The following is an 18,756-nucleotide window of genomic DNA, read 5'->3' on the forward strand; positions in this document are numbered from 1 at the left end:
ATTGTGGGCGCTTCCCCCAGGAATGAATGATTCACATGGGAATGAATGATTCACACCTTCGGGAGTGGACGTGCCTCACACGCGGGGCAGCGACTCGACTCCGATGCCGCCCTCGATGGCCAGGATCCGGTGCAGCCGGGTCGCGACCAGCAGGCGCTGCATGCGGTCCGGAACCCCGCGCAGCACGAGCCGTCGTCCACAGCGGCCGGCGCGCCGGTGGGCGCCCATGATGACGCCGAGTCCGGTCGCGTCCCACGAGTCCAGTTCGGACAGGTCGAGGACCAGGTCTCCGATGCCGTCGTCGACGGCGGTGTGCAGGACCGTACGGGCGTCCGCCGCGCTCCGGACGTCGAGGCGGCCCCCGACGACCAGCTCGGCGTGGTCGCCCCTGATGTGCATATGCGCTCCCCAATGCGATCAGTCGTGACGAGAGGTTTCCATGTGATCTGGGTATGTCACTGCAACTGACTGGCTCAAGGCGCCAGAAGTTGCCGTCTGTAAGCGAACCGATACCGAATTCACCCTGAGGGGTGATATCGCGTCAGGCGGGCCTGGTCGAGACCCGCTTACCGGTTCAGCCGTGCTTGTAGAAGCCCTGCCCGCTCTTGCGTCCGATGTCACCGGCGTCCACCATCCGGCGCATCAGCTCCGGCGGCGCGAACTTCTCGTCCTGCGACTCGGTGTAGATGTTGCTGGTGGCGTGCAGCAGGATGTCGACGCCGGTGAGGTCCGCCGTGGCCAGCGGGCCCATCGCGTGGCCGAAGCCCAGCTTGCAGGCGATGTCGATGTCCTCGGCGGTGGCGACGCCCGACTCGTACAGCTTCGCCGCCTCGACGACGAGGGCCGAGATGAGCCGGGTGGTGACGAAGCCCGCCACGTCACGGTTGACGACGATGCAGGTCTTGCCGACGGACTCGGCGAACTCCCGCGCGGTGGCGAGGGTTTCGTCGCTCGTCTTGTAGCCGCGGACCAGCTCGCACAGCTGCATCATCGGCACCGGCGAGAAGAAGTGCGCACCGACGACGCGCTCCGGGCGGTCCGTCACCGCCGCGATCTTGGTGATCGGGATGGCGGAGGTGTTCGACGCGAGCACCGTGTCGTCGCGCACGATCTTGTCGAGCGCGCGGAAGATCTCGTGCTTGATCTCCAGCTTCTCGAAGACGGCCTCGACGACGAGGTCGGCGTCGGCGGCGGCGTCCAGATCGGTGGTCGGGGTGATGCGGGCGAGGGCCGCCTCGGCGTCCTCGGCCGTCAGTTTGCCCTTGCTCACGAACTTGTCGTACGACGCCTTGATGCCGTCGGTGCCGCGCTTGAGGGCTTCGTCGGTGACGTCGCGCAGGACGACGTCCCAGCCCGCCTGGGCGGAGACCTGGGCGATGCCGGACCCCATGAGACCGGCTCCGATGACGGTGAGCTTCCCTGCCACGTGCGACTCCCCTTTACCGCGTTCCCGCGTACCCGCGTACCGCTTAACCACTGTTTACGTTGCTCTGTGGCGGACGATAGCGCCCGTGAGGGAGCATGTGGCGGTTAAGAGATGCGCGTCACGTCTCGAATGACGGACATCACACCGGCGGGCTCCATCAGGCGTCGCGCACCGCATAGTTGAGCACCTTTTCGCTCAGGAGTTCCTCGGCGCCGTCGAGGAGACCGGGCATCTCGCGGGAGACCTCGGCGGGTCTGCCGCCGTCGAGCATGCGGCGGCCGGTGCCCGCCATGACCGTCTGGTGCACCCAGCCGATCTGACCGGCGATCAGATCCGGCAGCGGGTCGTCGTCGGCCGCGCGCGTCTCCTGGCGCGGGGTCTCGGTGAGGTTGTCGTGGGCCTCCTGCTGGATGACCCACAGCCGGTATCTGGTGGACGCGATGCGGGACGCGTACGTGGGTGAGTACGCGAGCACGCTGATGCTGTACGGGGTCCTGGTCGCGGTCGCCTTCGCGGCCGGCGCCGTGATGGTCGGCACACGTGTCCTCCGCAGGGCCGGAGCCTAACTAGGCTGGTCGCATGGTCAATCTGACGCGCATCTACACCCGTACCGGAGACAAGGGCAGCACCGCCCTCGGTGACATGAGCCGCACCGCCAAGACCGATCTGCGGATCTCGGCGTACGCGGACGCCAATGAGGCCAATGCCGTCATCGGTACGGCGATCGCCCTCGGCGGCCTGGACGAGGAGGTCGTCACGGTGCTGACGCGCGTCCAGAACGACCTGTTCGACGTCGGAGCCGACCTGTCGACGCCCGTCGCCGAGAACCCCGAGTACCCGCCGCTGCGTGTCGAGCAGTTCTACGTCGACAAGCTGGAGGCGGACTGCGACCGGTTCAACGGGGAGCTGGAGAAGCTCCGCTCGTTCATCCTGCCCGGCGGCACCGCGGGCGCCGCCCTGCTGCACCAGGCGTGCACCGTGGTCCGCCGGGCCGAGCGGTCGACCTGGGCGGCCATGGAGGTGCACGGCGAGACGATGAACCCGCTGACGGCGACCTACCTGAACCGCCTCTCGGACCTGCTGTTCATCCTCGCCCGCACCGCGAACAAGGAGGTCGGGGACGTGCTGTGGGTGCCGGGCGGTGAGCGCTAGACCGCTCCTCCCCCACGGGCGGGCGCCTTCTTCGGGAACAGCGTGTAGCTCAGCGCGATGACGACGTTGATGCCGATGAGGAACAGCATCCGCTGCTGCCACTGGGCCAGCGATCCGGTGTCCCCGTCGTCGCCCACGTACCAGATCGCGCCCTGGAGCAGCCCGAGCGCGATGACCGAGGCGAGCACCCAGCGCGCGGCGAGCTTCCACTCGTGGACCGCCCGCGCGGTGCCGTACCTGGGCGTGGCCGGCGGCGGGCCGCCCGCGAAGCGGTGGGCGACCCGGACGTCGGCCCAGCGGACGGTGTAGTGGCCGAGCGCCACGGAGTAGCCGATGTAGACGGCCGCCAGACCGTGCTTCCAGTCCGGCGCGGCGCCGTTCTTCAGGTCGATCGCGGTGACGATCAGCAGCACCACTTCGAGCAGCGGCTCGCACAGCAGGACGGCCAGGCCCGCGCGCGGCATCTTCGCCCAGTAGCGCAGGGCGAGTCCGGCGGCGAGGAGCACCCAGAAGGCGACCTCGCAGACGACGATGAGCGTGACGATCACGACGGGCTCCTCTCGTTCCCCGCTTCCAGCCTGGCCGCCGGAGCGGGCGGGATCGTCGTCGTACGTGACGAGACGGCACTGCATCCTTCGATGTACCGGAGGCTCGCGCGATGTCGTCCTGTGGCACCGTGCCCGGCGGTCCCGGCCCGTGTTGGATGGGTTCATGCACCTGCCGCTCCCCCGCCCGCCGCACCGCGACGACGTCCGGATCGCCGTGGCGGGCCTGCTGGGCGGGCTGCTGCTGTGGGGCATCGGCCTCGGCATGAACGCGGGCCGGCCGCTCGGCGGCGCGTGGCTGCTGCTGCCGCTCGTCGCGATGTCCGCCCTGGAGCTGGTGCGCCGGACGCTGCCGTGGTGCGCGGTCGCGGCGGGCACCCTCGTGCTGATCGCCGACCAGTGCACGTCGGGCAGCCTGGCGACGGTCCTGATGTACACGGACCTGGTCTACGCGGCCGTCCTGTACGGGAGCCCGGCGGCGGCCCGGCGCATCCCCGTGGCGAGCGGCCTGCTGACGGTCGCGGCGACCCTGGGCGCCGTGGCCGTGCTGCGGCGGCCGGAGGCACTGCTGATCGGGGTCGCCGTGGGCCTGGTGACGTTCACCCCGGCCGCCACCGGGGTCCTGGTCCGCAACCACCGGGAGACGGCGGCGGCGGAGCGCCTGCGGGCCGAACAGACCGCGCTGCTCGCCGAGATCGACCGCACGCAGGCGGTGACGGCGGAGCGCGTCCGGATGGCCCGCGAGCTGCACGACATGGTGGCCAACCACCTCTCGGCGATCGCGATCCACTCCACGGCCGCGCTCTCCCTCGACGACGCGGCGACCACCCGTACGGCGTTGGAGACGATCCGCGAGAACAGCGTCGACGGGCTGGCCGAGATGCGCCGCCTGATCGGCCTGCTGCGCGACGCGGGCGCCTCCGCCGAACCGGCGGCCGCACCGACCCTGGACGGTCTGGACGCCCTCGTCGCGCAGTCCCGCGCGAACGGTCTCGACGCCGAGCTGACCGTCACGGGACCCACCGCCGGGCTGCCCGCCCCGGTCGGCCTGGCCGCGTACCGCATCGTCCAGGAGTCCCTGACCAACGCCCTCAAGCACGCGGCTCCCGGCCGCGTCACGGTGGAGGTCGCCCGCACGGCCGACCGGATCGAGGTCCGGGTCGCCAGCCCGTGCGGGGACCGGGACGGGCCGCGCGCGCCCGGTTCCGGCGCCGGTCTCGTCGGGATGCGCGAGCGCGCCGACCTGCTCGGCGGGACCTTCGAGGCGGGCCCGCACCCCGATGCCGGGCGCACCGTCTGGCGGGTGCGCGCGGCCCTGCCCCTGGAACCTCCGGCCCCCGAAGGAGACCCCGCGTGATCCGCGTACTCGTCGCCGAGGACCAGTCCGCCGTACGGGCGGGTCTCGTCCTGATCCTGAACAGCGCGCCGGACATCGAGGTGGTCGGCGAGGCGGAGGACGGCGAGCGGGCGGTGGCGCTGGCCCGCGAACTGCGGCCCGATCTGGTCCTGATGGACGTTCAGATGCCGCGCCTGGACGGTGTTTCGGCCACTCGCGAGATCGTCGCCGAGGCCCTCGCGGACGTTCTGGTGCTGACCACCTTCGATCTCGACGCGTACGTCTTCGGCGCGCTGCGGGCGGGCGCGGCCGGATTTCTCCTCAAGACCGTCGACGCCCTGGAGCTGATCGAGGGCGTCCGGACGGTCGCGCGCGGGGAGGGCACGATCGCGCCTTCGGTGACCCGCCGGCTGATCGCCGAATTCGCGTCAGGTCCCCAACGCGCCAGCGCACCGGCGGAGTTGGAGACGCTCACCCCGCGCGAGCGCGAGGTCCTCGGCTGCCTGGGCGAAGGGCTCTCGAACGCGGGCATCGCGGACCGTCTCGACATGGCGGAGGCGACGGTGAAAACCCATGTCAGCCGCCTTCTCGGCAAGCTCGGACTGCGCAGCCGCGTACAAGCGGCCGTACTGGCGCAGGAGTTGGGCCTGTAGATCACGCACAGGCGGCCGCAAGAAGTTGGCCGAAACCCGTAATTGGTTTAGACCTTGACCGATGGTCCAGACCTTTCTATTCTCACCGCACTGCGTTGAGCACACCCCCCACTCACGGTGCTCATGGGCGTCGCAGGGATCCACCCCCTTCACGGACCCCGGAACCCCGAGGAGCACCCCATGCGCTCGACCGACGTACCCAGAAAACGACTGCGGCACAGATTCACCGCCGCCCTGGCCACGCTCGTCCTCCCCGCCGCCGGCCTCACCGCCGTCACCGCTCTCGCGACCCCCTCGCAGGCAGCCGCCACGGCCAGCGCCGTCACCGCCTCCTACGTCAAGACCCAGGACTGGGGCACCGGCTTCGAGGGCAAGTGGACGATCAAGAACTCCGGCACCACGGCCATCAGTTCCTGGACGGTCGAGTGGGACTTCCCCTCCGGCACGAAGGTGACCTCGGCCTGGGACGCCACCGTCACCAACTCCGCCGACCACTGGACCGCCAAGAACCTCAGCTGGAACGGCAGCCTCGCGGCCGGTGCCTCGATCTCCTTCGGCTTCAACGGCTCCGGCGCCGGCGCCCCCTCCGGCTGCAAGCTCAACGGCGCCTCCTGTGACGGCGGCGACGTGCCCGGTGACGCGGCCCCCTCCGCGCCCGGCACCCCGACCGCCTCCGCCATCACCGACACCTCGGCGAAGATCTCCTGGTCGGCCGCCACGGACGACAAGGGCATCAAGAACTACGACGTCCTGCGCGACGGCGCCAAGATCGCGACCGTGACGGGGACCTCGTACTCCGACAGCGGCCTGACCGCGGGCACCGACTACTCGTACACCGTGCAGGCCCGCGACACCGCCGACCAGACGGGCCCCGCCTCCGGCTCGGTGAAGGTCCACACCACTGGCGGCGGCACCGACCCGGGCAACCCGGGCGGCGGCGGCAAGGTCAAGATGGGGTACTTCACGGACTGGGGCGTCTACGGCCGCCAGTACTACCCGAAGAACCTGGAGACCTCCGGCTCGGCCGCGAAGATCACCCACATCAACTACGCGTTCGGCAACGTGCAGAACGGCCAGTGCACGATGGGCGACAGCTACGCCGACACGGACATGGCCTACACCGCGGCCAACTCCGTCTCCGGCGTCGCCGACACCTGGGACCAGCCGCTGCGCGGCGCCTTCAACCAGCTGCGCCAGCTCAAGGCCAAGCACCCGAACCTGAAGATCCTCTGGTCCTTCGGCGGCTGGACCTGGTCCGGTGGCTTCGGCCAGGCCGCGCAGAACCCGGCCGCGTTCGCCGACTCCTGCTACAAGCTGGTCGAGGACCCGCGCTGGGCCGATGTCTTCGACGGCATCGACATCGACTGGGAGTACCCCAACGCGTGCGGCCTGTCCTGTGACACCAGCGGCCAGGACGCCCTGAAGAAGCTGACGACGGCCCTGCGCGCCAAGTTCGGCTCCTCCAACCTGGTCACCGCCGCCATCACCGCCGACGGCTCGGCCGGCGGCAAGATCGAGAAGAACGACTACGCGGGCGCTGCCCAGCCTCTCGACTGGTACAACGTCATGACCTACGACTTCTTCGGCGCCTGGGCTGCCAAGGGTCCGACGGCCCCGCACTCCCCGCTCACCTCGTACTCCGGCATCCCGCAGTCGGGCTTCACCTCGGCCGACGCGATCGCCAAGCTGAAGGCCCAGGGCGTTCCTGCCGCCAAGCTCCTGCTCGGCATCGGCTTCTACGGCCGCGGCTGGACGGGCGTGACGCAGAAGGAGCCGGGCGGCACCGCCACGGGTCCGGCCGCCGGTACCTACGAGCAGGGCATCGAGGACTACAAGGTCCTGAAGACGAAGTGCCCCTCGAACGGCACGGTCGCCGGTACGGCGTACGCCTTCTGCGGCTCCGACTGGTGGTCCTACGACACCCCGGCGACCATCGGCTCGAAGATGAGCTGGGCGAAGTCGCAGGGTCTGGGCGGCGCGTTCTTCTGGGAGTTCTCGGGAGACACGTCGAACGGCGAACTCGTCAGCGCCGTCTCCTCCGGCCTGAACTAACCCCCTGAACGAAGCCGGGCCCACGGGAACGCCCCCCGTGCGCCCGGCTTCTCCATGTACCGCACAGAAAACGCGCCCCTGGACGAGCGAAGCTCGCTTCAGGGGCGCGGGGAACTGCGCGACCAGCCACGACGGTGGTGCACCCGGCGATCAAGCCACATTGACCCGCTGCCCGGGCGGCGCCGCCTCCAGCCACGCCAGGAAACCGGTCAGCGCATCCTCGCTCATGGCGAGTTCGAGCCGGGCCCCCCGATGCGTACAGGCAAGGACGATGGCGTCGGACAGCAGCGCCAGTTCCTCTTCACCCTGCGGAGCACGCCGCCCGGTCACCTCGATGGCGGCCCGCTCAAGAATCCGCCGGGGCCGGGGCGCGTAGGAGAACACCCGGAACCACTCGATGCGGTCACCGTTGTAGCGCGCGATGCCGTACCCCCACCCCTTGCCGGAGGTGTCCACGGCGTCCGGCGCGGGAGCGTCCCACCGCAGCGAGCAGTCGAAGGTGCCGCCCGAGCGCTGGATCAGCCGGCGCCGCAGCCCGAAGACGAACAATCCCAGCAGTACGAGTACGACGACCGCGACTACGCACAGCACGAGAACGAGGACCATCTGCACCGACCTCCTCGTCTCTCAAGGAACTTCTCGACCGATCAAACGCCTGATAACGGAACAGCAAAAACGGGTGGAGATCGCCTCAGCCGCGACCCGGTCCGGAGGTCATCTCCGGCCTGGGCCGCGGCTGAGGTACGTCATAGGGCTCGCTGGGGTCAGCGCGCCGCCACCGCACGCAGTCGGACGTCGGCGCGACGCTCGGCGGACGCGTCGGCGTCCGACTTCGCGCGCTCCAGCGCCCGCTCCGCCCGCTGGACGTCGATCTCGTCCGACAGCTCGACGATCTCGGCCAGCAGCGACAGCTTGTTGTCCGCGAACGAGATGAAACCGCCGTGGACAGCGGCCACGACCGTTCCTCCGTCGCTCTGGCGGATCGTCACCGGGCCCGACTCCAGCACACCGAGCAGCGGCTGGTGACCGGGCATGACGCCGATGTCGCCGGACGTGGTACGCGCGACGACCAGGGTGGCCTCGCCGGACCAGACACTGCGGTCCGCGGCGACGAGCTCGACGTGCAGCTCAGCAGCCAAGGTGGGCTCCTCGGGTCACCACCCGGCGGCATCCGCTGCCGGGTGTTGGGTCAAAGTCTAGTGGGCGTATCGGGAGGGCCGGGACGCACCCCGGCCCTCCCGTGAGCTACGGGGCTCAGGAGACGCCGAGCTCCTTGGCGTTGGCCTTGAGGTCCTCAATGCCACCGCAGAGGAAGAACGCCTGCTCCGGGAAGTGGTCGTACTCGCCGTCGATGATCGCGTTGAAGGCCGTGATCGACTCGTCCAGCGGGACGTCCGACCCGTCGACGCCGGTGAACTGCTTGGCGACGTGGGTGTTCTGGGACAGGAAGCGCTCCACACGACGGGCGCGGTGGACAGTGAGCTTGTCCTCCTCGCCGAGCTCGTCGATACCGAGGATCGCGATGATGTCCTGGAGGTCCTTGTACTTCTGGAGGACCGTCTTCACACGCATGGCCGTGTTGTAGTGGTCCGCCGCGATGTAGCGCGGGTCCAGGATGCGGGACGTGGAGTCCAGCGGGTCCACGGCCGGGTAGATGCCCTTCTCGGAGATCGGACGGGAGAGAACCGTCGTCGCGTCGAGGTGGGCGAACGTGGTGGCCGGGGCCGGGTCGGTCAGGTCGTCCGCGGGGACGTAGATCGCCTGCATCGAGGTGATCGAGTGACCACGGGTCGACGTGATGCGCTCCTGGAGGAGACCCATCTCGTCGGCCAGGTTCGGCTGGTAACCCACGGCGGACGGCATGCGGCCGAGCAGCGTGGAGACCTCGGAACCGGCCTGCGTGAAGCGGAAGATGTTGTCGATGAAGAACAGCACGTCCTGCTTCTGCACATCGCGGAAGTACTCCGCCATGGTCAGACCCGCGAGGGCCACGCGCAGACGGGTGCCCGGCGGCTCGTCCATCTGACCGAAGACCAGCGCGGTCTTGTCGATGACGCCCGAGTCGGCCATTTCCTCGATGAGGTCGTTGCCCTCACGGGTGCGCTCACCGACACCGGCGAACACGGAGACACCGTCGTGGTTGTTGGCGACGCGGTAGATCATCTCCTGGATGAGCACCGTCTTGCCGACGCCGGCACCACCGAACAGGCCGATCTTTCCACCCTTGACGTACGGGGTGAGAAGGTCGACGACCTTGATGCCGGTCTCGAACATCTCGGTCTTCGACTCGAGCTCGTCGAAGTTCGGAGCCTTGCGGTGGATGCCCCAGCGCTCGCCCGTGTACTGCTCGTCCGTGTTCAGCACCTCGCCGAGGGTGTTGAACACCTTGCCCTTGGTGAAGTCACCGACGGGAACGGTGATGGAGGCACCGGTGTCGGTCACCGCGGCCTGGCGGACCAGACCGTCGGTGGGCTGCATGGAGATCGCGCGGACCAGGCCGTCACCGAGGTGCTGGGCGACCTCGAGCGTCAGGGTCTTCTGCTCGCCGTCCTTGGCCGGGTCGGCCACCTGGACGTGCAGGGCGTTGTAGATGTCCGGCATCGCGTCGACGGGGAACTCCACGTCGACGACCGGGCCGATGACCCGGGCGACGCGGCCCGTGGCAGCGGCCGTCTCAACAGTGGTCGTCATTACTTGTCACTCCCCGCGGTCGCGTCGGCCAGGGCGCTGGCGCCACCGACGATCTCGCTGATTTCCTGGGTGATTTCGGCCTGGCGGGCCGCGTTGGCAAGACGGGAGAGCGTGTTGATCAGCTCGCCCGCGTTGTCGGTCGCCGACTTCATCGCGCGGCGCGTGGCGGCGTGCTTGGAAGCAGCCGACTGGAGCATCGCGTTGTAGATACGGCTCTCGACGTAGCGCGGCAGCAGGGCGTCGAGGACGTCCTCCGCCGACGGCTCGAAGTCGTACAGCGGAAGGATCTCGTCCTTGGACGCCGACTCCTCCGCCACCTCTTCGAGGCTGAGCGGCAGCAGGCGGCTGTCGACCGCCGACTGCGTCATCATCGAGACGAACTCGGTGTAGACGATGTGGAGTTCATCCACGCCGCCCTCCGCCGTCTCCTTCTCGATGGCCTCGATCAGCGGGCCCGCGACCTTCTTGGCGTCCGCGTACGTGGGCTCGTCGGTGAATCCCGACCACGACTCCACGACCTTGCGCTCGCGGAAGTTGTAGTGGGCCAGACCGCGGCGGCCGACGATGTACGTGTCGACCTCCTTGCCCTCGGCCACGAGCCGCTCGGTGAGCTGCTCCGCGGCCTTGATCGCGTTCGAGTTGAAGGCGCCGGCCAGACCGCGGTCGCTCGTGAGGAGCAGAACCGCGGCACGGGTCGCCGTCTCGGCCTCGGTCGTCAGCGGGTGCTTGGTGTTCGACCCGGTCCCCACCGCCGTGACCGCGCGCGTCAGCTCGGTCGCGTACGGCGTGGAGGCCGCCACCTTGCGCTGCGCCTTGACGACGCGCGAGGCGGCGATCATCTCCATCGCCTTGGTGATCTTCTTGGTCGCGGTGACGGATCGGATGCGACGCTTGTAGACCCGGAGCTGGGCTCCCATGAGTCAGGTCCCTTCCGTCGTCACTTACCGGCGGCGGCCGGAGCGTCCTCGCCGAGAAGCTTCCCGTCCGAGGTCTCGAACTGCTTCTTGAACTCGACGATGGCGTCGGCAACAGCGGTGAGGGTGTCGTCCGACATCTTGCCGCCCTCCTTGATGGAGGTCATGAGGCCCTGCTCCTTGCGGTGCAGGTGCTCCAGGAGCTCCTTCTCGAAGCGGCGGATGTCGTTGACCGGAACGTCGTCCATCTTGCCGGTGGTGCCGGCCCAGACGGAGACGACCTGGTCCTCGGTCGGCATCGGCTGGTACTGAGCCTGCTTGAGCAGCTCGACCAGACGCTGACCGCGCTCCAGCTGCGACTTCGACGCGGCGTCCAGGTCGGAACCGAAGGCGGCGAACGCCTCCAGCTCGCGGTACTGGGCCAGGTCGAGGCGCAGACGGCCGGAGACCTGCTTCATCGCCTTGTGCTGCGCGGAACCACCGACTCGGGAGACGGAGATACCGACGTTCAGCGCGGGGCGCTGACCGGCGTTGAAGAGGTCCGACTCCAGGAAGCACTGGCCGTCGGTGATGGAGATGACGTTGGTCGGGATGAACGCGGAGACGTCGTTGGCCTTCGTCTCGACGATCGGCAGACCCGTCATCGAACCGGCACCGAGGTCGTCCGAGAGCTTCGCGCAGCGCTCGAGCAGACGCGAGTGCAGGTAGAAGACGTCACCCGGGTAGGCCTCGCGCCCCGGCGGGCGGCGGAGGAGCAGGGACACGGCGCGGTAGGCGTCGGCCTGCTTCGAGAGGTCGTCGAAGATGATGAGGACGTGCTTGCCCTCGTACATCCACTGCTGGCCGATGGCCGAGCCGGTGTACGGCGCCAGGTACTTGAAGCCGGCCGGGTCGGACGCCGGGGCGGCGACGATGGTCGTGTACTCCAGCGCGCCGGCCTCTTCCAGGGCACCACGCACGGAGGCGATGGTGGAACCCTTCTGGCCGATGGCGACGTAGACGCAGCGGACCTGCTTCGACGGGTCGCCGGTGCGCCAGTTGTCGCGCTGGTTGATGATCGTGTCGACGGCCAGGGCGGTCTTGCCGGTCTGACGGTCACCGATGATCAGCTGACGCTGGCCGCGGCCGATCGGGGTCATGGCGTCGACGGCCTTGTAGCCGGTCTCCATCGGCTCGTGCACCGACTTGCGCTGCATGACCGTGGGGGCCTGCAGCTCAAGGGCGCGGCGGCCGGTGGTCTCGATGTCGCCGAGGCCGTCGATCGGGTTGCCGAGCGGGTCGACGACGCGACCCAGGTAGCCCTCGCCGACACCGACGGACAGGACCTCGCCGGTACGCGTGACCGGCTGACCCTCCTCGATGCCGCTGAACTCACCGAGGACGATGGCGCCGATCTCGCGCTCTTCCAGGTTGAGCGCGAGGCCGAGGGTGCCGTCCTCGAACTTCAGCAGTTCGTTGGCCATGGCCGAGGGGAGACCCTCGACCTTCGCGATGCCGTCGCCGGCAAGGGTGACCGTACCGACCTCCTCGCGCGAGGCCGCGTCCGGCTTGTACGCCTGGACAAAGTTCTCCAGCGCGTCCCGGATCTCCTCCGGCCGGATCGTGAGCTCCGCCATCTGGGTTCCCTGCTCTCCTTGTTGGGCCCGAAGTGTTCTTGGGGTCTGGGGTCAGCCCCCAGGAATCCTCTGCACGGCCCAACTAGGGCCGTAGTCGTACGTGTGAGGTGTCAGCCGGCCATACGGCGGCTGGCCTCCTCGATGCGGTCCGCGATGGAGCCGTTGATGATCTCGTCGCCGACCTGCACCTTGATCCCGCCGAGGACCTCGGGGTCCACGTCCAGGTTCAGGTGCATCTGACGCCCGTAGAGCTTCGCGAGGGCCTGGCCCAGGCGCTGCTTCTGCTGGTCGGTCAGCGGCACCGCCGTCGTGACGACGGCCACCATGCGCTCCCGGCGCTCGGCGGCGAGCTTGGAAAGGGACTCCAGTCCCCCCTCAAGGCTACGTCCACGCGGCGCGGTCACAAGACGCTCGACGAGGCGCTCGGTGGTGGGCTTGGCCCGCCCGCCGAGCAGCTGCTTGACGAGGTCGCCGCGCAGCTTGCCCGAGGCGCCCTTGTCGGTCAGGGCGGCACGGAGCTCGGTGTTGGAGGAGACGATCCGGTCGAACCGGAACAGCTCGTCCTCGACGTCGTCGAGCTCGCCGCTCTTCTGCGCCGCGGTCAGGTCCGCGGTGTTGGCCAGCTCCTCCAGGGAGTCGACCAGGTCGCGCGAGGCCGACCACCGGGAGCGGACCAGACCGGCCACCAGGTCGACGGCGGAGCCGCTGACCTGAGTGCCGAGCAGGCGCGCGGCCAGCTCGGCCTTGGCCTCGCCGGCCTGCGCCGGGTCGGTGAGGACCCGACGCAGCGAGACCTCGCGGTCCAGCAGCGCGGTCACCGCGGCCAGGTCGCCGGCGAGCGCCTTGGCGTCGACCGACGTGGAGTCGGTCAGCGCGTCCAGGCGCTCACGCGCGGCGGCGAGGGCCTCGCGGCTCGCTCCGTGGGCGGTCATCGAGCAGCCTCTGCCTTCTCTTCCAGCTCACCGAGGAAGCGGTCGATCGTGCGCGACTGCCGGGCGTAGTCGTCGAGCGACTCGCCGACCAGCTTGCCGGCCAGGTCGGTGGCCAGCTGGCCCACGTCCTGACGCAGCGACTGCGCGGCGGCCTTGCGGTCGGCCTCGATCTGGGCGTGACCCGCGGCGATGATCTCCTCACGCTGCCGCTGGCCTTCCGCACGCATCTCGGCGATGAGAGCGGCGCCCTGCTCCTGCGCCTCCTGGCGCAGCCGCGCGGCCTCGTGCCGGGCCTCGGCGAGCTGAGCCTTGTACTGCTCAAGAACGCTCTGGGCTTCGGTCTGAGCGGCCTCGGCCTTCTCGATACCGCCTTCGATGGCCTCGCGGCGCTCTTCCAGAACCTTGTTGATGTTCGGGAGGAGCTTCTTGGCGAGGAAGCCGAAAACGATGACGAAGGCGATAAAGCCGATCACGAGCTCTGGAATCGGCGGGATCAGAGGGTTCTCGGCCTCTTCAGCCGCCAGCTGAACCAGGGGGCTCATTTCACTGCCTTTCGTCGAAAGGGGTGGTCCGACGTCCGGATCAGGAGGACGGGTAGACGAACGGCATGACCAGACCGATCAGGGCGAGCGCCTCACAGAAGGCGAAGCCGAGGATCTGGTTGGCGCGGATCAGGCCGGCAGCCTCGGGCTGACGGGCGAGCGCCTGGGTGCCGTTACCGAAGATGATGCCGACGCCGACGCCCGGGCCGATGGCCGCGAGGCCGTAACCGATCGAGCCGAGGTTGCCCTTGATTTCGACGCCAGCGGCGAGGGTCTGCGCGAGAGCGGACATGCCGGTTCTTCCTTCTCTTTCAAGTACCGGTGGGGGTTGGCCACCGGATGTCTATGGGGTGTGGTGCAGGGACGGACTCAGTGGCTTTCAGCCATCGCGCCCTGGAGGAAGCTGCACGCGAGGAGCACGAACACGTAGGCCTGCACGGCCTGGATGAAGAGCTCGAACGCGGTCATGACGAGGACCATCACGAACGAGACGGCCGAGTACGCGATACCGATGCCGTTGAGCATGTACCAGCTGGCGATCGTGAAGAGCAGCAGCAGGGTGTGCCCGGCGAACATGTTCGCGAAGAGACGGACGGTGTGCGTGAACGGCCGGACGATCAGGTTCGAGAAGAACTCGATCGTCATCGACAGCGGCAGCACCGCACCGAGCGACTTGTCGTAGCCCGTGAAGTTCTTGAAGGCGCCCACGAATCCGTGGCGCTTGAAGGTGAGCGACACCCACATCACGTAGACGATCGCCGCGATGGCGGCGGGGTACGAGATGATCGCCGTCACCGGGAACTGGGCGATGGGGATGATCGACCAGAGGTTCATCATCCACACGAAGAAGAACAGCGAGACCATGAAGGGCACGTACTTCTCGCCCTCACGCTTGCCGATCGTCTCGTAGACGATGCCGCGCCGGACGAAGTCGTACCCGGCCTCCGCGACCATCTGCAGCTTGCCCGGGACCATCTTCGGCTTGGCGAAGGCGGCCCAGAAGAAACCGATGATGACAACCGAGCCGAGCAGCGCCAGCAGCATCGTTTTGTTGAAGTACAGGTTGCTGTCCGCGTCGCCCCAGAGGGGCTCGAACAGGAACGAGTGCAGGCCGGGAGCCGGGAAGCCACACCCATCAAAAAGGTGGCAGTCGGTCTCGAAGGCGAGCACCTGCGTCGGGTCAGCACTCACCGCGGGCTCCTTCAGCGTGGCGCATAGGTACGGCAACCTCGTTGTGTCGGCGCGGCGCGCAGCCGCAGTTCGGCACGGGACTGGTGTTACGGATGTGGGGGCGGCGGTCGGGCATCGAGCCTCGCGCTACAGCAGGCGTCAGCTCAGATGCCCGCGCCCGCGATGCCGCAGTTGGCACCGGACGATAGCAGGGTCCCGTAGCTCCGCTTATCCCGCCCCTACGCTTCACGACTTCGGCCCCGTCTTCTCGGCCTTCTCGCCCTTCTGGGAGGCGGAGTCCGGATCGACGTAGAGGATCTTCGCCTTCATGTGGGCGCGCGTCTGCGCCGCGATCCACGCGAGGGTCGAGACCACGAGTGCGATCGCGAAGGACCGCGGGTTGAAGAGCGTCGTGTCCTTGAAGAGGGCCATGAAGACGACCATCAGCAGCAGCTGGGCCGCGTAGAGCATCAGGCCCATCATCTGGAACAGGTGCGGAAGCGATTTGGCAGTGCGCTCCAGGACCAGAAGGCCCAGTCCCATGAAGAACATCGCCACGACCGTGCCCACGAGCGCACCGAGAGCCCCCTTGCCGCCCGCGACGGCGGCGCTGATCGCGATCGCGATCGCGCCGACTCCCGCTGTGGGTACGGCGATTTTGAGAAGGGTCCGTGCGTCGTTGGACGGCATGGCGGCAGCTCCGCTTATTGATGGGGGCAGGGTGTCGTCATGGACGAGCGTAGTCCGGGGCCGAGAGTGAATTTCGGGCCAAGGGACCGTCGCACTCCGGTCTTTCGGCTCTATCCCCGGGTTTCGTGAACGGTATCACAAACTATTTGATGCGGTCTTTACCTAGATGGTGTGCTTGCTGTCACACGTGAGAGTGACAGTGCGCGTCTGCGCACCCAGTCCAGCAACTTGTCTGGTATTGCCGCCTTTTGGGACGTCGCGTCAGCGCGACGAACTCGCCTTCCGCCGATCGGAGAAGCGCGAACGGGCGCCAATTGCCGTCGCCCCGTTGACTCCTGCGGGAATCGGCGCGCGATCGCTCTCGTCGATTTCGCCGATTTCGCTTTCTTTGCCCTTTTCCTCACCCATGTCCGCGGTGGTGGCGTCACCCTCGGAGGTGGCCCGCCGGCGCCGGTAGCGCGGCGGCACGAGGCGCTCCGCCCAGCGCGGGGTGTGCGGGGTGAAGCGCGGCAACAGCAGCAGCACGAGGCCGACGAAGCTCAGGGCGACGACGCTGAGCATGACCCACATCCCGGACGCGGAGTGCACCGAGTACGCGACCGCGCCGAAGGCGATGAGCGCCGACCAGAAGTACATGATCAGCACCGCGCGGGAGTGCGAGTGGCCGATCTCCAGGAGCCGGTGGTGCAGATGCCCGCGGTCGGCGGCGAACGGCGACTGCCCGTTCCAGGTGCGGCGCACGATCGCGAGGACCAGGTCCGCGAACGGGATGGCGATGATCGTCAGCGGCATCAGCAGCGGGATGAAGACCGGGAGCATCGCGTGCGTGGTGTCCCGGGTGGAGCCGCCGAGGTTGAGCTTCAGGGCGTCCGGGTCGACCTGGCCGGTGATGGAGATGGCGCCCGCGGCGAGCACGAGCCCGATCAGCATCGACCCCGAGTCGCCCATGAAGATGCGCGCCGGATGCATGTTGTGCGGCAGGAAGCCCAGGCACATGCCCATCAGGATCGCCGCGAAGAGCGTGGCCGGGGCCGCCGACTCGATGCCGTAGCCGTACCAGATCCGGTACGCGTACAGGAAGAACGCCGCCGCCGCGATGCAGACCATGCCGGCCGCGAGACCGTCGAGGCCGTCGACGAAGTTCACCGCGTTGATCGTGATGACCACGAGCGCGACGGTCAGCAGCGTGCCCTGCCACTGGGTCAGGGAGACCGTGCCGACGCCGGGGATCGGCAGCCACAGGATCGTCAGACCCTGCATGACCATGACGCCCGCGGCGATCATCTGGCCGCCCAGCTTGATCAGGGCGTCGATCTCGAACTTGTCGTCCAGGACGCCGATCAGCCAGATCAGCGCGGCACCCGACAGCAGGGCTCTCGGCTCGTTCGACGACTCGAAGACCTGGTCCAGGTTGGTCAGGTGGTCGGCGACCAGCAGGCCCGCGCACAGGCCGAAGAACATGGCGATACCGCCGAGCCGCGGCGTGGGCTCCCGGTGCACGTCACGTGCCCGGATCTCCGGCATGGCGCCGGCCACGATCGCGAACTTCCGCACCGGGCCTGTGAGCAGATACGTCACCGCGGCCGTGATGCAGAGCGTCAGCAGGTATTCACGCACGGGCTTCCCCACAGGTATCGCTGGCCATCTCAGCCCCACACCCTAGCTTCGTGCGCTTGGGGTCGGGGACTTACGGGTAGCGACGATGGTTGCACGAGTGACGGTTCCGGCCCGCACTGCCGCTGCTCCGCCCGTGCGTCTACCCCTCATCCGCCCGGATACGGGGGAAATCTCCCGGCCAGATCGCGGACCTCCTCGCGGACGGCACGTCCGTCGAAAGCGTCGCGGACGACACCCGAGAGGAGCACGGCGATCCGGGCCATCTCCGTCTCGCCCATGCCCTGGGTGGTCACGGCCGCGGTGCCGAGGCGCAGCCCGCGGCCCTCCCCGTACGGCAGGGCGCAGGTGTCCAGGACGATGCCCGCCGAGGCCAGCCGGCCGCGTGCCGTGCGGCCGTCGACTCCGCCGCCGTCGCTGCCTCCGTCGCCGAGCGGTGCGGGGTCGACGGTGACCAGATGGGTGTCGGTGCCGCCCGTGGTGACGGCGAAGCCCTCCGCCTCCAGGGCGGCGGCCAGCACCCGGGCATTGGCCACGACCTGATGCGCGTACCCCGTGAAGGCGGGTGTCGACGCCTCGCCGAACGCGACGGCCTTGGCGGCGATCGTGTGCATCTGGGCGCCGCCCTGCGTGAACGGGAAGACCGCCCGGTCCACCCGGTCCGCCAGCTCGGCGCCGCACAGCAGCATGCCGCCGCGCGGGCCGCGCAGGACCTTGTGGGTGGTGGCGCAGACGATGTCGGCGTACGGGACCGGGTTCGGGGCCGCTCCCCCGGCGACGAGCCCGATGGGGTGCGCGGCGTCCGCGATGAGGTGCGCGCCCACGTCGTCGGCGATCTCCCGGAAGGCCGCGTAGTCGATGTGCCGGGGATAGGAGATCGAGCCGCAGACGATCGCCTTGGGGCGGTGGGCGCGGGCCAGCGCGCGGACCTCGTCGAGGTCGATGAGCCCGGACTCCGGATCGACGCCGTAGGGCACGAAGTCGAACCAGCGGCCCGAGAAGTTGGCCGGTGAGCCGTGGGTGAGGTGGCCGCCGGACGGCAGGCCCATCGCCAGGACGGTGTCTCCAGGGCGCAGCAGGACCGCGTAGGCGGCCAGGACGGCCGAAGAGCCGGAATGTGCCTGCACGTTGGCGTGCGCGGCCCCGAAGAGGGCCTTGGCGCGCTCCACGGCCATCCGCTCGGCCACGTCGACGATCTCGCAGCCGCCGTGGTGGCGGGCGCCGGGGTAGCCCTCCGCGTACTTGTTGGCCAGCGGTGAGCCGAGGGCGGCCAGGACGGCGGGCGAGGTGAAGTTCTCGGCGGCGATCAGCTGAAGCCCGTCCGCCTGCCGCGCGGTCTCCCCGAGGATGACCTCCGCGAGCTCGGGATCCTGACGGCGCAGTGCGTCGAGCGCGGAGGGTTCGGTGATCACCGGCATGTTCG

Annotated in this window: 19 protein-coding genes and 2 pseudogenes; 5 read left to right on the forward strand and 16 right to left on the reverse strand. The window is 68.8% G+C overall.

Going from position 1 to position 18,756, the window contains the following annotated elements:
- Nucleotides 1-75: 75 nt before the first annotated feature.
- The 3 genes and pseudogenes from K377_RS38330 to K377_RS38340 form a co-directional block, all read right to left on the reverse strand.
- Nucleotides 76-399 carry an STAS domain-containing protein gene (locus K377_RS38330; protein ID WP_111668275.1) on the reverse strand — a complete coding sequence of 108 codons (324 nt, stop codon included), beginning with the start codon at nucleotides 397-399 and terminating at the stop codon, nucleotides 76-78.
- Nucleotides 400-574: 175 nt separating this feature from the next.
- Nucleotides 575-1,426 carry a 3-hydroxyacyl-CoA dehydrogenase family protein gene (locus K377_RS38335; protein ID WP_111668276.1) on the reverse strand — a complete coding sequence of 284 codons (852 nt, stop codon included), beginning with the start codon at nucleotides 1,424-1,426 and terminating at the stop codon, nucleotides 575-577.
- Between the two features lie 157 nt (nucleotides 1,427-1,583).
- Nucleotides 1,584-1,856 (reverse strand): annotated as a pseudogene (locus K377_RS38340) (TetR/AcrR family transcriptional regulator); the annotation flags it as partial.
- On the opposite strand from K377_RS38340, the pseudogene K377_RS42565 reads away from it, so the two are divergent.
- A pseudogene (locus tag K377_RS42565) lies at nucleotides 1,849-1,992 on the forward strand (ABC transporter permease); the annotation flags it as partial. The pseudogenes K377_RS38340 and K377_RS42565 sit on opposite strands and share 8 nt — an antisense overlap.
- A gap of 13 nt (nucleotides 1,993-2,005) precedes the next feature.
- Nucleotides 2,006-2,578 (forward strand): cob(I)yrinic acid a,c-diamide adenosyltransferase, encoded by a 573-nt coding sequence (locus K377_RS38350; protein WP_111668277.1) that lies wholly within the window; start codon nucleotides 2,006-2,008, stop codon nucleotides 2,576-2,578.
- On the opposite strand, the gene K377_RS38355 is transcribed toward K377_RS38350, so the two are convergent.
- Nucleotides 2,575-3,126 (reverse strand): hypothetical protein, encoded by a 552-nt coding sequence (locus tag K377_RS38355; protein WP_111668318.1) that lies wholly within the window; start codon nucleotides 3,124-3,126, stop codon nucleotides 2,575-2,577. The genes K377_RS38350 and K377_RS38355 overlap by 4 nt on opposite strands.
- 163 nt (nucleotides 3,127-3,289) lie before the next feature.
- Between K377_RS38355 and K377_RS38360 the strand changes: the two genes are divergently transcribed.
- The 3 genes from K377_RS38360 to K377_RS38370 all read left to right on the forward strand — a co-directional run bounded on the left by K377_RS38360 (nucleotide 3,290) and on the right by K377_RS38370 (nucleotide 7,164).
- Nucleotides 3,290-4,480 carry a sensor histidine kinase gene (locus tag K377_RS38360; RefSeq protein ID WP_111668278.1) on the forward strand — a complete coding sequence of 397 codons (1,191 nt, stop codon included), beginning with the start codon at nucleotides 3,290-3,292 and terminating at the stop codon, nucleotides 4,478-4,480.
- Complete coding sequence (locus K377_RS38365; protein ID WP_111668279.1) at nucleotides 4,477-5,112, forward strand: response regulator transcription factor; 636 nt, start codon at nucleotides 4,477-4,479, stop codon at nucleotides 5,110-5,112. Before K377_RS38360 ends, K377_RS38365 begins: the two co-directional genes overlap by 4 nt.
- A gap of 180 nt (nucleotides 5,113-5,292) precedes the next feature.
- Nucleotides 5,293-7,164 carry a glycoside hydrolase family 18 chitinase gene (locus tag K377_RS38370; protein ID WP_111668280.1) on the forward strand — a complete coding sequence of 624 codons (1,872 nt, stop codon included), beginning with the start codon at nucleotides 5,293-5,295 and terminating at the stop codon, nucleotides 7,162-7,164.
- Nucleotides 7,165-7,314: 150 nt separating this feature from the next.
- Here the strand turns inward: K377_RS38370 and K377_RS38375 are convergent, their stop codons facing one another.
- From K377_RS38375 to glyA, 12 genes are all read right to left on the reverse strand, one after another.
- Nucleotides 7,315-7,770: a DUF2550 domain-containing protein gene (locus K377_RS38375; RefSeq protein ID WP_111668281.1), complete on the reverse strand. Its 456-nt coding sequence runs from the start codon at nucleotides 7,768-7,770 to the stop codon at nucleotides 7,315-7,317.
- A gap of 158 nt (nucleotides 7,771-7,928) precedes the next feature.
- On the reverse strand, nucleotides 7,929-8,303 hold the full coding sequence (locus K377_RS38380; protein WP_111668282.1) for a F0F1 ATP synthase subunit epsilon: 375 nt from the start codon (nucleotides 8,301-8,303) through the stop codon (nucleotides 7,929-7,931).
- A 115-nt stretch (nucleotides 8,304-8,418) separates the two neighbouring features.
- Nucleotides 8,419-9,855: a F0F1 ATP synthase subunit beta gene (gene atpD / locus K377_RS38385; protein WP_111668283.1), complete on the reverse strand. Its 1,437-nt coding sequence runs from the start codon at nucleotides 9,853-9,855 to the stop codon at nucleotides 8,419-8,421.
- A complete protein-coding gene (locus K377_RS38390) occupies nucleotides 9,855-10,772 on the reverse strand; it encodes a F0F1 ATP synthase subunit gamma (RefSeq protein ID WP_111668284.1) in 918 nt (305 codons plus the stop codon). The genes atpD and K377_RS38390 overlap by 1 nt, the downstream gene beginning before the upstream one ends.
- A 20-nt stretch (nucleotides 10,773-10,792) precedes the next feature.
- Nucleotides 10,793-12,385 carry a F0F1 ATP synthase subunit alpha gene (gene atpA, locus K377_RS38395; protein WP_111668285.1) on the reverse strand — a complete coding sequence of 531 codons (1,593 nt, stop codon included), beginning with the start codon at nucleotides 12,383-12,385 and terminating at the stop codon, nucleotides 10,793-10,795.
- A 110-nt stretch (nucleotides 12,386-12,495) separates the two neighbouring features.
- On the reverse strand, nucleotides 12,496-13,317 hold the full coding sequence (locus K377_RS38400) for a F0F1 ATP synthase subunit delta (RefSeq protein ID WP_111668286.1): 822 nt from the start codon (nucleotides 13,315-13,317) through the stop codon (nucleotides 12,496-12,498).
- A complete protein-coding gene (locus tag K377_RS38405) occupies nucleotides 13,314-13,859 on the reverse strand; it encodes a F0F1 ATP synthase subunit B (protein WP_111668287.1) in 546 nt (181 codons plus the stop codon). Before K377_RS38405 ends, K377_RS38400 begins: the two co-directional genes overlap by 4 nt.
- A 40-nt stretch (nucleotides 13,860-13,899) precedes the next feature.
- Nucleotides 13,900-14,151: a F0F1 ATP synthase subunit C gene (locus tag K377_RS38410; RefSeq protein WP_111668288.1), complete on the reverse strand. Its 252-nt coding sequence runs from the start codon at nucleotides 14,149-14,151 to the stop codon at nucleotides 13,900-13,902.
- A gap of 77 nt (nucleotides 14,152-14,228) precedes the next feature.
- Entirely contained in the window at nucleotides 14,229-15,050 is an 822-nt protein-coding gene (gene atpB, locus K377_RS38415) for a F0F1 ATP synthase subunit A (protein ID WP_111668289.1), read from the reverse strand.
- 225 nt (nucleotides 15,051-15,275) lie between these two features.
- Nucleotides 15,276-15,719 carry a hypothetical protein gene (locus tag K377_RS38420; RefSeq protein ID WP_111668290.1) on the reverse strand — a complete coding sequence of 148 codons (444 nt, stop codon included), beginning with the start codon at nucleotides 15,717-15,719 and terminating at the stop codon, nucleotides 15,276-15,278.
- A gap of 261 nt (nucleotides 15,720-15,980) precedes the next feature.
- Nucleotides 15,981-17,336: an MraY family glycosyltransferase gene (locus K377_RS38425; RefSeq protein ID WP_111668291.1), complete on the reverse strand. Its 1,356-nt coding sequence runs from the start codon at nucleotides 17,334-17,336 to the stop codon at nucleotides 15,981-15,983.
- Nucleotides 17,337-17,482: 146 nt separating this feature from the next.
- Entirely contained in the window at nucleotides 17,483-18,751 is a 1,269-nt protein-coding gene (gene glyA, locus K377_RS38430; protein ID WP_111668292.1) for a serine hydroxymethyltransferase, read from the reverse strand.
- Nucleotides 18,752-18,756 lie beyond the last annotated feature (5 nt).

Origin of the sequence: Streptomyces sp. PsTaAH-137 (assembly GCF_003259365.1) — a bacterium.
Lineage (GTDB): Bacteria > Actinomycetota > Actinomycetes > Streptomycetales > Streptomycetaceae > Streptomyces.